Annotated in this window: 12 protein-coding genes; 2 read left to right on the top strand and 10 right to left on the bottom strand. The window is 63.1% G+C overall.

The window, feature by feature from the left end; all coding sequences use genetic code 11:
- Positions 1-110 precede the first annotated feature (110 nt).
- Complete coding sequence (gene trhO / locus FNA46_RS10765) at positions 111-1,055, top strand: oxygen-dependent tRNA uridine(34) hydroxylase TrhO (RefSeq protein ID WP_143125202.1); 945 nt, start codon at positions 111-113, stop codon at positions 1,053-1,055.
- 39 nt (positions 1,056-1,094) lie between these two features.
- Here trhO and FNA46_RS10760 read toward each other — a convergent pair whose 3' ends face one another.
- The 10 genes from FNA46_RS10760 to FNA46_RS10715 all read right to left on the bottom strand — a co-directional run bounded on the left by FNA46_RS10760 (position 1,095) and on the right by FNA46_RS10715 (position 13,171).
- Positions 1,095-3,296, bottom strand: a complete 2,202-nt coding sequence (locus FNA46_RS10760; RefSeq protein WP_143125201.1) for a bifunctional diguanylate cyclase/phosphodiesterase — start codon at positions 3,294-3,296, stop codon at positions 1,095-1,097.
- 122 nt (positions 3,297-3,418) lie between these two features.
- A complete protein-coding gene (locus tag FNA46_RS10755) occupies positions 3,419-3,667 on the bottom strand; it encodes a MetQ/NlpA family ABC transporter substrate-binding protein (RefSeq protein ID WP_342782389.1) in 249 nt (82 codons plus the stop codon).
- Positions 3,668-3,717: 50 nt separating this feature from the next.
- Positions 3,718-4,350, bottom strand: a complete 633-nt coding sequence (locus FNA46_RS10750; RefSeq protein ID WP_143125200.1) for an NAD(P)H-dependent oxidoreductase — start codon at positions 4,348-4,350, stop codon at positions 3,718-3,720.
- A 157-nt stretch (positions 4,351-4,507) separates the two neighbouring features.
- Positions 4,508-5,200 carry an EAL domain-containing protein gene (locus FNA46_RS10745; protein WP_246103008.1) on the bottom strand — a complete coding sequence of 231 codons (693 nt, stop codon included), beginning with the start codon at positions 5,198-5,200 and terminating at the stop codon, positions 4,508-4,510.
- 124 nt (positions 5,201-5,324) lie between these two features.
- Positions 5,325-6,698: a GH1 family beta-glucosidase gene (locus FNA46_RS10740; protein ID WP_143125198.1), complete on the bottom strand. Its 1,374-nt coding sequence runs from the start codon at positions 6,696-6,698 to the stop codon at positions 5,325-5,327.
- Between the two features lie 282 nt (positions 6,699-6,980).
- Entirely contained in the window at positions 6,981-8,153 is a 1,173-nt protein-coding gene (locus tag FNA46_RS10735; RefSeq protein WP_143125197.1) for a Gfo/Idh/MocA family protein, read from the bottom strand.
- A gap of 171 nt (positions 8,154-8,324) precedes the next feature.
- Positions 8,325-9,377: a sugar phosphate isomerase/epimerase family protein gene (locus tag FNA46_RS10730; RefSeq protein ID WP_143125196.1), complete on the bottom strand. Its 1,053-nt coding sequence runs from the start codon at positions 9,375-9,377 to the stop codon at positions 8,325-8,327.
- 185 nt (positions 9,378-9,562) lie between these two features.
- Positions 9,563-10,507, bottom strand: coding sequence for a substrate-binding domain-containing protein (locus FNA46_RS10725; protein WP_143125195.1), 945 nt, complete (start codon positions 10,505-10,507; stop codon positions 9,563-9,565).
- 72 nt (positions 10,508-10,579) lie between these two features.
- Positions 10,580-11,590: an ABC transporter permease gene (locus FNA46_RS10720; RefSeq protein WP_143125194.1), complete on the bottom strand. Its 1,011-nt coding sequence runs from the start codon at positions 11,588-11,590 to the stop codon at positions 10,580-10,582.
- Between the two features lie 54 nt (positions 11,591-11,644).
- Entirely contained in the window at positions 11,645-13,171 is a 1,527-nt protein-coding gene (locus FNA46_RS10715) for a sugar ABC transporter ATP-binding protein (RefSeq protein WP_143125193.1), read from the bottom strand.
- Positions 13,172-13,353: 182 nt separating this feature from the next.
- On the opposite strand from FNA46_RS10715, the gene FNA46_RS10710 reads away from it, so the two are divergent.
- Positions 13,354-14,376, top strand: coding sequence for a LacI family DNA-binding transcriptional regulator (locus tag FNA46_RS10710; RefSeq protein ID WP_143125192.1), 1,023 nt, complete (start codon positions 13,354-13,356; stop codon positions 14,374-14,376).
- Positions 14,377-14,396 lie beyond the last annotated feature (20 nt).

Raw genomic sequence — 14,396 nt, 5'->3', positions numbered from 1 at the left:
GCGGGTGCAGCCAATCCGCAGGGATGCTGCCGGACTTGACAAAGGTCAAAGTGCGGTGAAAGCGCCGAAATCCGTTGCGTCCGGCCGGCGGAGGCAGTATTTCGCGGGGCATGACCGACAGATCCGAAAACGCCGCCGGCCCCGCATCCGGCTCCTTCCTCGTGGCCGCGCTCTATCATTTTGCCCGGTTCGACCGCTACCAGTCCGTGCGCGCGCCGCTGCAGGCGCTATGCGAGGAAAACGGCGTGAAGGGCACCCTGCTACTGGCCCGAGAAGGCATCAACGGCACGATTGCCGGGCCCGATGAGAGCATTGCCAAAGTGCTCGCCTTTCTGCGCGCGCAGCCGGAATTCACGCATCTGGAGCACAAGGAAAGCCGAGCCTCCAGGATGCCCTTCCTGCGCATGAAGGTGCGCCTGAAGAAGGAAATCGTCACGATGGGCGTCGAGGATATCGATCCGAACCGCATCGTCGGCACCTATGTCGATCCGAAGGACTGGAACGCGCTGATTACCGATCCGGATACCATCGTCATCGACACGCGCAACGATTACGAGACGGCGATCGGCATCTTCAAGGGCGCCGTCGATCCCAAGACCAAGACCTTCCGCGAGTTTCCGGACTGGGTGAAGAACAACAGCGGCCTGCACAACAAGCCGAAGATCGCCATGTACTGCACCGGCGGCATCCGCTGCGAGAAGGCAACCGCCTTCATGAAGGAGCAGGGTTTTGACGAGGTCTATCACCTGAAAGGCGGCATTCTGAAATATCTGGAAGAGGTGCCGCAGGAGGAAAGCCTCTGGGAAGGCGCCTGCTTCGTGTTCGATGAGCGCGTCTCCGTCACCCATGGTCTGAAGGAAGGCGATCACAAGCTCTGCCATGCCTGCCGCGAGCCTCTGACGGTGGAAGATCGCGCCTCACCTGAGTTCGAGGAAGGCGTGTCCTGCCCGCACTGCTTCGACAAGCGAAGCGAGGAAGACCGCGAACGTTACCGCCAGCGTCAGCGGCAGATCGAACTTGCCCGCAAGCGCGGCGAAACACACCTCGGAAGCTGACCCCGCTCCCCGGCATGCCACTGGAAGCGGTACTGAGCCTCAGGCCATGCTGGAAAGCCGCGCCAGCGGCTCTTCGCCGTTCAGGATGTCGATCTCGCAGGCCGGCATGGGCTTGCCGAACAGGTAGCCCTGCAACTGGTCGCATCCGGCGATCCTGAGAGCCGTGGCCTGATCGGCGGATTCGATCCCTTCGGCGGTCACGGGGATGTCGAGCGAACGGGCAAGTGCGACGGTCGCCTGCAGCATGTCGACCGCCCGACCGCCCGCGTCAGCGGCAGACACCAGCGAACGATCGATCTTCATGCGGTCGAAGCCGAACTGGCGCAGATAGCCGACGCTCGAAAAGCCCGCTCCGAAATCATCCAGCGCAATCTTCACCCCGATTGCCTTCAGCCGGTCGAGCGTTTCCCGGGCACGGGCGGGGTTCTGGATGAAATAGGTTTCCGTCATCTCGAGCGTGACACGCGAAGGCTCGGTGCCCGTGTCCCGCAACAGGTCGGCCACACGCCCGACAAAGGAGGGGTCGCGGAACTGGCCGGGCGAGATATTGACCGACAGCGTCAGATGCGGCCAACGAACGAGCGCCTCGCAGGCGGTGCGCAGCACGCACAGGCCGAGCTGGTCGATCAGTCCGCTGCGCTCCGCCACGGGAATGAAAATGTCCGGCCTCACGGGCCCATGGCCCGCCCGGGTCCAGCGCGCCAGCGCCTCCACACCCCGCAGTTTCAGGTGCTGCGCATCGACCACCGGCTGGAAGGCAACCATGATCTCGTTCTGCTCGATGGCACGGCGCAGATCGATTTCCAGCTGGTTGCGCTCCTCGCGCTCGGCATCCATGGCAGGATCGTAGACACAGCAGCGTCCGCGCCCTTCTTCCTTGGCGCGGTACATGGCCATGTCCGCCCGGCGCAGAATTTCCTCGCCGGAGGCTGCGCCCCGTTCGGAAAAGGCAATGCCGATGCTACAACCGATAATGGCGACGCGCTCACCGATCGACAGGGGTTCTCCAAGGAACACCTGAATGCGCCGGGCCAGAATGTTGGCGCTGTCGGCCGCCTCGCGCCCGATGAAACCGATGGCAAATTCATCGCCGCCAAGACGTGCAAGGGCGGCTTCCTTGCCCACCAGCACCGAAAGACCGGCCGATACACTGCGGATCAACTGGTCGCCCGTCGCATGGCCATAGGCATCATTGACCTCCTTGAAGCCATCAAGGTCAAGATAGAGAAGCGCTACATCTTCCCCGCTTTGCCGTGCGGTTTCCACCATGTCGGACAGCCGGAGGAACAGGCCGGCGCGGTTGATGAGCCCGCTCAGCCGGTCGGTGAGCGACAAACGGATAGCAGCGGCCTCATCCGCGGCAAGGCGCGCCAGCGCCTGGCTGCCGCTGACAAAGAGCAACAGGAAATAGATGGCGACCATGGCGACCGCACACCAGACGAGCGGGCGCACCTGGGCCAAGCTGATATCTCCCGGCTGGCGCGGCATCCAGGCGAGTTCCGCAACACCGCGTCCGGTGGGAGAGGTGATCTCCAGGCGATGGGTCTTGCCCTCCTCCGGCGCCTCGAGCCGAAGGCCCGGCAGAACATAGGCGCTGGAGAGACGCTGCAGCGTGCTCTCCTTCAGATGCCGCATCAGCAGCACATAGCGCCGCTCATCACCCGCGACGATCCGCTCCTCGGAGCGCATCCGCACCAGCGCCACCCCAAAGGCGGCCGTACCGCTGCCGGTCTGGGTGAAGCCGGACAGTTCCGGATAGAAATCGGCTTCGCCATTGCGGATCCGGTTCAGAAGGTACCAGACATCCTGGGTGACGTATCCTTCGACGCCGGAGGAAATCGGCTCTCCCTCCGCATGCGCGGTGATGATCCGGCCCGACGGATCCATGATGATGGCAACGTCGAAAAGTTCGCTCTTGCGCGTCATGTTGCCGAAGTTGCGAACGACCCAGTCGATATCCTTCTGGCGGTAGAGGCGTTCGGCGGCATCGTCCCAGGCGGCATAATCATGCAGGGTTGCGGCCAGCTGGTCCTCGAAGGTGCGAACCGCACCGCTGACGGCCTCGCGCGAGCGCTCCTCGTCGAGGTGATTGGCATATTGCCCCACCCGGTCCAGCGCGGTGAAGACCATGCCGGTGACCGCGATCACCACGGCTGCGAAGATCAGCAGCATGGAGCGGACCGCTGAACGGCGATCGACCTTTGCAGCGGAATGTTTCAAGTTGGTCGGCACGAACCGCATGTGTCAGCCCTGGCAAGAGTCCGCACACTGCCGGTCAACTGTTTACTTTTGATTAAGAACGCAGAAAAAATCCGAGCATGTAAAAGAAAAAGGCTCCTCTCCCGCAGGAGAAGAGCCAGACTTTACAGTCGAGAAACGCATTTTACCACGCGGCGATAACGGCGCCCTTGAACTTGGTGGCAACGAAATCCTTCACAGACGCGCTGTGACAGGCTTCCACGAGCGTCTTGACCCAGGGTGACCCAGGGCGCCTCCTTGTCGGCGGCGCGAACGGCGATGACATCGATATAGCACGCCTTCTCGCCTTCGCGGGCCATCGGATCCCTGGAGGGATCAAGGCCCGCTTCCAGCGCATAGTTGGCGTTGATCACCGAGGCACCGACGTCATCCAGGGCCGGCTGCCGCGCAGCACCTCAGACCATCACTTGACGGTGGTCACGAAGTCTTCGGTCGGGCGGCGGACCTTCTTCAGGTTGACCAGCCAGTCACCATCCGGCTGGCGATAGCCGAGCGGCAGCAGCGTGACGGAGCGCAGGCCGCGCTCGCGAAGGCCGAGGATCTCGTCCACCTTGGCCGGATCGAAACCTTCCATCGGGGTCGCATCGACGCCTTCGAAGGCCGCCTGGGCAATGGACATGCCAAAGCCGATGTAAGCCTGGCGGGCGGCATGCTCGTAATTCACCTGGGCATCGCGGGCCGGATAGGTGTTGAGCAGCATCTGGCGGTAGTTTTCCCAGCCTTCATTGGTGAAGTTGCGCTCCTGGTTGACGAGGTCGAACATCGTGTTGATGCGCTCGGCCGTGTAGTTGTCCCAGGCGGCGAAGACGAGCAGGTGCGAGCCGTCGGTGATCTGCGCCTGGTTCCAGGCAACCTCGCGGATCTTCGCCAGCACGTCCTTGTTGGTGACGACGATGACTTCGAACGGCTGCAGGCCGCTGGAGGTGGGCGCCAGACGCGCGGCCTCGACGATGCGTTCGACCTTGTCTTCGGACACGGTCTTGGACGGATCCATCTTCTTGGTGGCGTAACGCCAGTTGAGCTTTTCGAGAAGCATGATCTCTTCACTTTCAGACTAGTCGTGGAGGGCGCGTCCGAAGGGAGGATCAGGACGCTGGAACCCGGTTGGCCGCGTCTAGATAAAGAGCCTGAGATCCCGTACAAGAGGGCACGGAAAAGTAACCACCGGCCGGCCTCGGAAATGGCAACCGCGGTTAACGGTCCGCAAGGACCGGGACGGCCAAGGCTTCAAAGGCCGGTCGGGCAAGCGCATAGCCCTGGACCAGCGTCACGCCGAGATCCCGCAGCACCGCCAGTTCGCCCGCGGTTTCGACACCCTCGCAGACTGCCTTGATGCCGAAATCATCAAGCATGGCCAGCGTGTGGCGCACCACCACCCGCTTGGCGGGTTCCCGGTCGATCTCGCGGATCAGATCCATGTCGAGCTTGACGATATCCGGCTGGAAGCGGGCAAGAAGGTTGAGCCCCGCATGGCCGGCCCCGAAATCGTCGATGGCAGTGCGAAAGCCGATGGCGCGATAGGTGCCGAGGATGTTCAGCAGATGATCGGTATCGATGCGTTCGCTTTCGGTGAATTCGAAGATGATGCGATCGGCGGGAAAACCGACCTTTTCCGCCGTCTCCAGGGTAAGGCGAATGCAGGCGCGCGGCTCGTAGACGGCATTCGGCATGAAGTTGATGGAGAGGCTTTCCGCGCTGCCCGGGGCAAACAGCCGCGCCGCCATCTCGATGGCGCGCACGCGGCATTGCTGATCGAAGGCATAGCGGTTGGCATCGGTGACCTGCGAGAGAATGCTGCCGGCCCCCTCGCCCCTCGGGCCGCGCACCAGCGCTTCCTGCGCGAAGACCCGCCGGGCATTCACATCGACAATCGGCTGGAAGGCCATCGAAAAGGGAATATCAAATGCCTGGCCGTCCCGACACCCTGCACAAACCATTGCGCTCGCTCCTTTCGCCTTCGCAACAGACCTATCGCAGGATTGCTAACATTCCATACCGTCGCTGCCGCCTTTACGTGGGTTTATGGTTGCCCCTCGGAAACTGCCCCGCCAGCGCGCGATACCAGAGGCCGCTCTTCTTGATGGTGCGCACCTGGGTGTCATAATCCACATGCACGAGGCCGAAGCGCATGCGATAGCCTTCCGCCCATTCGAAATTGTCCATAAGGCTCCAGGCGAAATAGCCCTTGAGCGGATAGCCGTCGCGCACCAGATCGGCTGAAACGGACAGGTGTTGCGCATAGTAATCGAGGCGCGGCTGGTCATCGACGGCGCCATCCACCACGTCCATGTTGTAGCAGGCGCCGTTTTCGGTGATGTACATGTCCGGCAGGTCGAAGCGACGATAGAGATCGGCGACCAGATCGCCCATGGCGGCAGGATAGATTTCCCAGCCGATATCGGTCTTTTCCGGATTGACGAAGGGCGCGGGCAGCGTTGCCGGAAACTCGGCCTCCTCGGCCGGATCGTCGCAGACGCGCATCGGCGTGTAGTAATTGAGGCCCCACCAGTCGAGCTTCTGGCTGATCACAGCCAGATCGCCCTCTTCCACCACCGGCATCCGGTCGCCGAGCGCCGCAAGCAGGCTTTCCGGATACTGGCCCCTGAAGACAGGCTCGAAGAAGGCGCCGTTATGGAAATCGAAGGCGCGCTCGGCCGCGGCCCGGTCGGCGACACTGTCGGAACCGGGAATGACGGCATGCGCATTCAGCACCAGGCCGACCGGCACCGTGGGCGCCGCATCGCGGATCGCCTCGACGGCCAGACCATGCGCCAGGTTGGTGTAATGCATGGCATGCAGGGCGGCCTCCATGTTGCGCTCGCCCGGCGCATGCACGCCGTAAAGGTGGCTAAGCCAGACCGAGCACCAGGGCTCGTTGAAGGTGGCAACCGCATCCAGCCGATCGCCCAGCCGCTCCATCACCACCTTGGCATAGCGCTGGAAGGCATGGGCGGTGGACCGTGCCGTCCAGCCGCCATCGCCCATCAGCGAAAGCGGCAGATCCCAATGGTAGAGGGTGGCAAAGGTCTTGATGCCACGTGCCTTGCAGCCATCGACCAGACGGTCGTAGAAATCGAGCCCCGGCTCGTTGATACGACCCACCCCTTCCGGAATGATGCGCGGCCAGGCGATGGAGAAGCGATAGCCTTCGACGCCCATCTCCTTGATGAGATCGAGATCCTCATCCAGCCGGTTGTAGTGATCGCAGGCGACATCGCCATTGTGCCGCCCGAAGACGCGGCCCGGCATGTTGGAAAAGGCATCCCAGATCGAGGGCTTGCGCCCATCGGCCTTGGAAGCGCCCTCGATCTGGAACGCGGCAGTCGCGACACCGAACAGGAAATCGCCCGGAAAGCGGTCGGCAAGGGTTTTGGGGTCGATCATCTGGCGTCCCTTCGATCATGCGCTGCGACGCCAGGCGCCGCCCACTTAAAAAATTCAACGCAGGATTTAGAACAATCGCAGATAAGCGGAAAGACAGAGCCGCCATAAAACCTGCAACGTTGCAGGAAGGGAACATTTTTCGGAGGTCGGGACGATGTGAACGGGCCTCGCTTCGGCCCGCTCTTTGAGCCTCTACCCGCATTCGGGGAGAGGGAAGAATGTCAACAGTCCAAAGTCGGAACCTGATACGATGGCCTGCAAACGATACGCCGCCGGATGCGGTTACACCTTCACCCAGGCACCATTCGCCTTGCCGCTTTCAATGATGGCGCTGACGAAGGCGACACCTTTCACTCCGTCATCGACCGTCGGATAGGTGACGGCAGGATCGACGGATGCGCCGGAGCGGGCAGCGATGATGGCGGCGGCGGCTTCCGAATAGATCGTCGCGAAGGCTTCGAGATAGCCTTCCGGATGGCCGCTCGGAATGCGGGTGACGCGGGCTGCGGCCGCCCCTGCCCCGGCGCCAGCGCGGGTGATCAGCTGCTTCGGCTCACCGAGCAGCGTAAACCACAGATAGTTCGGATCGGCCTGCGTCCACTCGATGCCGGCCTTGGTGCCGTAGATGCGCACCTTCAGGCCATTCTCGTTGCCGGTCGCCACCTGGCTGCACCAGAGCAGACCCTTCGCACCGCCTTTAAACCGCAGCATCACATGCGCATTGTCATCCAGCCGGCGGCCTTCCACGAAGGTGTGGACGTCGGCGGCCAGTTCATCCAGTTCAAGACCCGAGATGAACGAGCCGAGATTATAGGCATGCGTGCCGATGTCGCCCGTCGAGCCGCCGGCACCGGATTGCGCGGGGTCCGTACGCCAGACCGCCTGCTTGGCTCCGGTCTGCTCCACCGGCTCGGCCAGCCAGTCCTGCGGATATTCCATCTGCACCAGCCGGATCTCGCCCAGCTCGCCCGCCCGCACCAGTTCGCGGGCGTGACGGACCATCGGATAGCCGGTGTAATTGTGGGTGAGGATGAACAGCGCGTCCGCCCTGTCCGCCACGGCCTTCAGCGCCCTGGCATCCTCCAGGTTGGACGTCAGCGGCTTGTCGCAGATGACATGGATGCCGCGTTCCAGAAACGCCTTGGCGGCGGCAAAATGCACATGGTTCGGCGTGACGATGGAGACGGCCTCGATGCCATCAGGACGTGCCGCTTCCTTTTCCGCCATCTCCGCGAAGGAGCCGTAGGAGCGGGAGGGATCGAGCCCCAGATCCCGTGCCGATGCGAGCGCCTTTTCCGGCGTGGATGACAGGGCGCCCGCCACCAGATCGTAATGGTCGTCCAGCCGGGCCGCCATGCGATGCACAGCCCCGATAAAGGCGCCCTGCCCGCCGCCCACCATGCCGAGACGGATTTTGGGCGCACGCTGTTCGGATTTGCTGGCTTCAATGGTCATGAAATATCTCCTCCTCGATATATGTGCGCAAATTCCCCCTCTGGCTGCCGCCATCTCCCCCACAAGGGGGGAGAGATCAGGCGGCACCGTCTCCGCCAATCGCACTGGCAGCGGCCGGGTTAAGCCCCTCCCCCTTGTGGGGAGGGGTTGGGGGCGGGGTCTTTGTCGTCGTTACAATCCCAGCATCCGCCGGTTGGCTGCCTCGTCCGTGCCGCCGGCGGCGAAATCGTCAAAAGCCTTTTCCGTCACCCGGATGATGTGCGCCTTGACGAATTCGGCGCCTTCGGCCGCGCCATCCTCGGAATTCTTCAGCGCGCATTCCCATTCGACCACAGCCCAGCCGTCGAAATCATTGGCCGTGAGCTTCGAAAAGACGGCGCCGAAATCCACCTGGCCGTCGCCCAGAGAACGGAAGCGGCCGGCGCGGTTGACCCAGCCCTGATAGCCGCCATAGACGCCCTGGCGTCCGGTCGGGTTGAACTCCGCATCCTTGACGTGGAACATCTTGATGCGGTCCTTGTAGATGTCGATGTTATCGAGATAGTCGAGGCACTGCAGTACGTAGTGGGAAGGGTCGTAGAGCATGTTGGCGCGCGGGTGGTTCTTCACCCGTTCCAGGAACATCTCGAAGGTCACGCCGTCATGCAGGTCCTCGCCCGGATGGATCTCGTAGCATACATCCACGCCCTGCTCCTCTGCGAAATCGAGGATCGGCTGCCAGCGTTTTGCCAGCTCATCGAAGGCGGTTTCGACAAGGCCCGCCGGGCGCTGCGGCCAGGGATAGATATAGGGCCAGGCGAGTGCGCCGGAAAAAGTGGCATGCGCCTTGATGCCGAGATGGCGCGAGGCTTTCAGCGCCATCTTCACCTGCTCCACCGCCCAGGCCTGACGCGCCTTGGGATTGCCGCGTACTTCCGGTGCCGCAAAACCGTCAAAGGCTTCGTCATAGGCCGGATGCACGGCCACCAGCTGGCCCTGCAGATGGGTGGAAAGCTCTGTCACCGCCACACCGTTTTCACGCGCGACGCCGGCGAACTCCTCGCAGTAATCCTTGGATTCGGACGCCTTCTTCAGATCGAACAGCTGTCCGGCCCAGGTCGGCACCTGCACGCCGACATAGCCCTTGTCCGCCGCCCACTTGGTAATGCCATCCCAGGAATTGAACGGCGCGGCATCGCCCGCGAACTGGCCGAGAAAGATGGCGGGACCCTTGATCGTCTTCATGAATGTCTCCTCCCTGAGAATTCCTGTAACGTTGCAGTCAGGGCTACCCGACTTTGTGTCGGGAAACAACTGCACATTGCTGTGTCATTTCGCCATCCGCAGCCAGGAGCAGACGCAAGGCGGCATCGGGACGCCCCGCCCGGCAGGATCCGGGCGAGGCGTCGTCGTCGAGATAGAGCGTCGGATCAGAAGGGCGAATCCGGGAAGTAGTAGTTCTTCGCATTGTCCTTGGTCACCAGCGTCGCATCCAGCGTGTAGGTGCCGTGGACCGGGATCTGGTCGTAGATCGCAGCCGCCGTCAGTTCCATGGCGGTGCCCACCATCGACGGCGGATAGAGCACGTCGACCGGGATCATCTTGTCGCCATCCATGACCTTCTTGATCATGTCCTTGGAGCCGGCGCCGCCGATGACATACTTGATATCGGTGCGCTTGGCCTGTTCGATGGCCTGCAGCACGCCAACTGCCATGTCGTCATCCTGGCACCAGACCACGTCGATCTTCGGATACTTGGTGAGGAAATCCTGCATCACCTTGAAGGCATCGTCGCGATTCCAGTTGCCGAACTGGCGGTCGAGGACCTTCACCTTGGAGCCGGCAATCGCCTTGTCGAACCCGTCCTGACGCTGCTGGTCGATCGGGATCGGCAGACCGCGGATGACGACGACCTGCGCTTCCGGCGAGTTCTTCCTGATGTATTCGCCGGCCACCTGACCCAGCGCCGGATTGTTGCCGGCAACGTAGAGATCGCGCACGGACGTGTCGTTCGAGGACGGGGCACGATCGACGATCGAGACGAACTTGCCCTTGCCCTTCACCTCCTTGATGGCGTTGACCAGCGGGTCCGGATCGGTCGGCAGGATGACAAGCGCATCAATGCCCTGAATCTCCAGATCCTGCAGCGCGTTCGCCTGGGTTGCCGGATCCGGCGAGGTCTTGACGATGACCTTGAGGCCCGGATGCTCCTTCATCAGAAGCTGCGCCACGCGGTTGGCATGGTAGACGACGCCCGCCGTCCAGCCGTGATCGGCCGCCGGAATGGAGACGCCGATGGTCTTCGTATCAGCCGCCTGCGCCGCGCCGGCGATGGCCGCGACGGCAAGCGCCAGGCCGAGAATTGTCTTGTGCATGTTCTTCCTCCCAGAAGACGGGGACTTGAGGCAGACGGAACCGGGCGCCCCCATGACACGCCCGAACCCCGATCAGGCCTTGCGCGTGAGCGAGCGCTGCACGAGCATGGCGATGATGATGATCGAGCCCTGGATCGCGCCGATCAGATATTCGCTGATGAAGTTGGAGAGCAGCATGATGTTGCCGACCAGTTCGAGGATGAAGGCGCCGCAGATGGTGCCCCACACACGCCCCGCGCCGCCTTTCAGCGCCGTGCCGCCAACCACCACGGCGGTGATCGCCTGCAACTCCCACAGAATGCCGGTGGTGGCGGAGGTGGAGCCGAGACGCGGCACGTAGAGCAGCACGGCAATCGCCACGCAGAGCCCCTGGATGATGAAGGCGATGGTGCGCACGCGGTTGACGGCGATGCCCGAATAGCGCGCCACGTCGCGGCTGGAGCCAACCGCCGTGACATGCCGGCCATAGCGGGTGCGGTAGAGGATGAAGGCGGCGATCGCGGTGACGATCAGGATGACGAGGATCGGCACCGGCAGGCCGAACACCGAGCCGAAATAGGCCGGGCGATAGAGCCCCTGCAGTTCGGAGGAGCGCAGCGTGATGGCGCCGCCCTGCGAAAGCCAGGTCGTCAGGCCGCGATAGATGCCCATGGTGCCGAGCGTCGCGATGAAGGGTTCGATGCGCCCGACCGTGGTGATCAGGCCGTTCGCAAGGCCGCAGAGCGAGCCGATCACCACCGTCAGAACCATGGCGGCGGCCAGCATCAGGCCCGGATCGGCGATCACGCCCGAATTCATAAACAGGATCATCAGGCTGGCGACGAAGGCGACCATCGAGCCGACGGACAGATCGAGATCGCCGGACGAAATGACGAAGGTGGCACCGACGGCAATGATCGCGATGAAGGCCGAGCGGGTCGCCACATTGGCGAGATTGGTGATGCTGATGAAATTGGGATTGACCAGCGCGCCGATCACAATCAGCAGCGCCAGCGCCGCAAAGGGTGCAACCGCGCGCAGATCCACATCGCGCCAGCTGCGCCGGCGGATGGTGGCCCCTTCACTGCCCGAATTGATGCTCATGGCCAAATCTGTCCTCCCGCGGCCCCTGCCGCCTTCCCTGCCCTTGCCGCGGCCTCAGCCGGCGGCCTGCCTCTTCAGGCCGGCCGCATAGCGCATGATGGTCTGTTCGTTGATGTCGTCGCCTTCCAGCATGCCGACGAGATGGCCCTCGCGCATCACCGCCACGCGGGTGCACAGGCCGATCACTTCCGGCATTTCCGAGGAGACGACGATGACAGAGCAGCCGTCGCGCGCAAGCGCCGCGATGAAATGATAGATCTGCTGCTTGGTGCCGACATCGATGCCGCGCGTCGGCTCGTCGATGATGATGATCTTCGGGCCCGTCTCCATCACCTTGGCCAGCATCAGCTTCTGCTGGTTGCCGCCGGACATGCGCCCCACCCGCACCCGGTCATCGCGCACGCGGATATCGAAGCGGCGCTTGGCGCGCGCCATCGCCTCGCGCTCGCTTGCCGGATCGAGATAGCCGTAGCGCACATGCCGCTCCAGCGACTGCAGCGTCAGGTTGGCCGTCATGCCCTCGTCGAGCAAAAGGCCGCGCCCCTTGCGGTCCTTGGTCATGTAGGCGAGGCCGCGGCGCACCGCCTCGCGGAAACCCTCTGCGGCAAGTGGCTCACCATACACCACCACCTCGCCGGCAAGACGCGGCCGCAGGCCGGTGATCGCCTCCATGATCTCCGTGCGGCCGGAGCCGATGAGACCGGAAAAGCCCAGCACCTCGCCCTTGCGCAACTCGAAGCTCACATCCTTCACATAGGCGGTGGAAAGTGCGCGCACGGACAGCACGACATCCTCATCCACGTCCGGTTCGTGCTTGGCGGGATAGAGGCTGGAGAGTTCGCGTCCGACCATCAGCTGCGCGATGGAATCGCTGTCGAGCAGCCGCGTCGGCGCCGTCTTGATCCACTGCCCGTCGCGCAGCACGGTCACGCGGTCGCTGAGCTCCATCACCTCGTTCAGCTTGTGGGTCACGAAGACGAAGCTGGTGCCGGCGGCGCGCAGCTTGCGCACCTGATCGAACAGGATGTCCGTCTCTTCACGCGAGAGAACGGCGGTCGGCTCGTCCATGAAGATCACCCGCGCGTCGCGGCTGATCGCCTTGGCGATTTCCACCATCTGCTTGTCGGCGACCGCAAGCGTGCTGATCAGCGCATTCTCGTCCACATGCGAACCCAGCATGTCGAGGATGCGGCGGGTTTCCGCCCGCATGAAACGGCGGTCCAGAATGCCGAAGCGGGTGACCTCACGGCCGAGAAAAAGGCTTTCGGCAACCGTCAGATGTTCGGCAAGATTGAATTCCTGGTGAATGAGGATAATGCCGAGGGCTTCCGCATCGCCATTGGCCGGCAGCGAGACAGGTTCGCCATCCAGCAGCAGCCGCCCGGAACTCGGGCTTTCGAAGCCGGACAGAATCTTGACCAGCGTCGACTTGCCGGCGCCGTTTTCGCCGACCAGCGCATGCACCTCGCCGGGCATCACGTCGAAATCGACGCTGAACAGAACCTGGACCTCGCCAAAGCTCTTCGACACGCGCTCCGCCGAAAGCACCGGCGTCTGCGCCCCCTCCCCAGTGGTCGTCATGCATTCCTCCCAGCGGCTCCTCAACCGCATGGCAGCAGTATGTAAACCTTTACATGACCGATGTAAAGGTTTACATGGTGCGATCATTGGGGATTATGCGGCCCGTCCCGCACTTGCCTGTTGCGACGCGGGCCGGATCGCTTCAAGCCATTCGCAGAGATGCCGAAACCGGATTGCGACCCTTGTCCACAGCAACGCCCGCCACGATCGAAGACGTTGCCCGCCTGGCGGAGGTTTCGATCGCGACCGTCAGCCGCGCCATCCACACGCCGGACAAGGTGGCGAAATCGACGCGACAGCGCGTGAACCAGGCGATCGCCATTACCGGCTACACCACCAATGCCATGGCCCGCTCGCTGCGCATGGGCCGCTCCAACATGATCCTGGTTCTGGCGCCTGACATCGGCGACCCCAATTTTTCCCCGATCCTGATCGGCATCGAGAACGAGGCGCGCGCCCATGGCTATGGCGTGCTGATCGGCCATACCCAGAACGATCCCGAGCGGGGGCTCGACTATCTGAAGTTTCTCAACTCTAACCAGGCGGCAGGCCTCGTGCTGTTTACCGGCCACGAGCCGTTTGGCCACCAGGAACTGAGCCAGCGGCTGCCGCCGACCGTCGCGGTGTTCGAGCCGGTTTTTGGCGCGCGCGTCTCCTATGTCGGTGTGGATGATACGGCAGGTGCGCGCAAGGCGGCGGAATATCTGCTCGCCTCCGGGCACCGTTCCATCGCCTTCATCGGCGATTCCCGTACGAAACTCGGTCATGTGCGCCGCCGCAAGGGCTATGATCTGGCGCTCGATGCCGCCCGGATCGCTCCGGACCGGCGGATCGTGATCGAGGGCGAAGGCTCCGTCGAAAGCGGCCGGCTTGCCGTCGAGCAGTTGTTCATGCGCGATACGCTGCCGAGCGCCTTCATGTGCGTCAACGACGCGACCGCGATCGGCGTGATCAACGGACTTGCAGCGCGCGGCTACGATCTGCCCCGCGACTTTTCCGTGATCGGCTTCGATGATGTGGCGCAGGCCACCTATCTCCACCCGCCGCTGACGACGGTGCGCCAGCCGCGCTCGGCGATCGGCCGGCAGGCCATGGCGCTTCTCCTGAAACAACTGACGGAACCCGGCGAGGGCACGCAGGAAATCCTCATCATGCCGGATCTGATCGTTCGCGGTTCGGTCACCTCGGCGATGCGGTCGAGGTGAGGCAGGCCCACCCCGACCGG

The organism is Affinirhizobium straminoryzae (assembly GCF_007004135.1).
Lineage (GTDB): Bacteria > Pseudomonadota > Alphaproteobacteria > Rhizobiales > Rhizobiaceae > Neorhizobium > Neorhizobium straminoryzae.
This window is presented reverse-complemented; position numbering and strand designations above follow the sequence as displayed.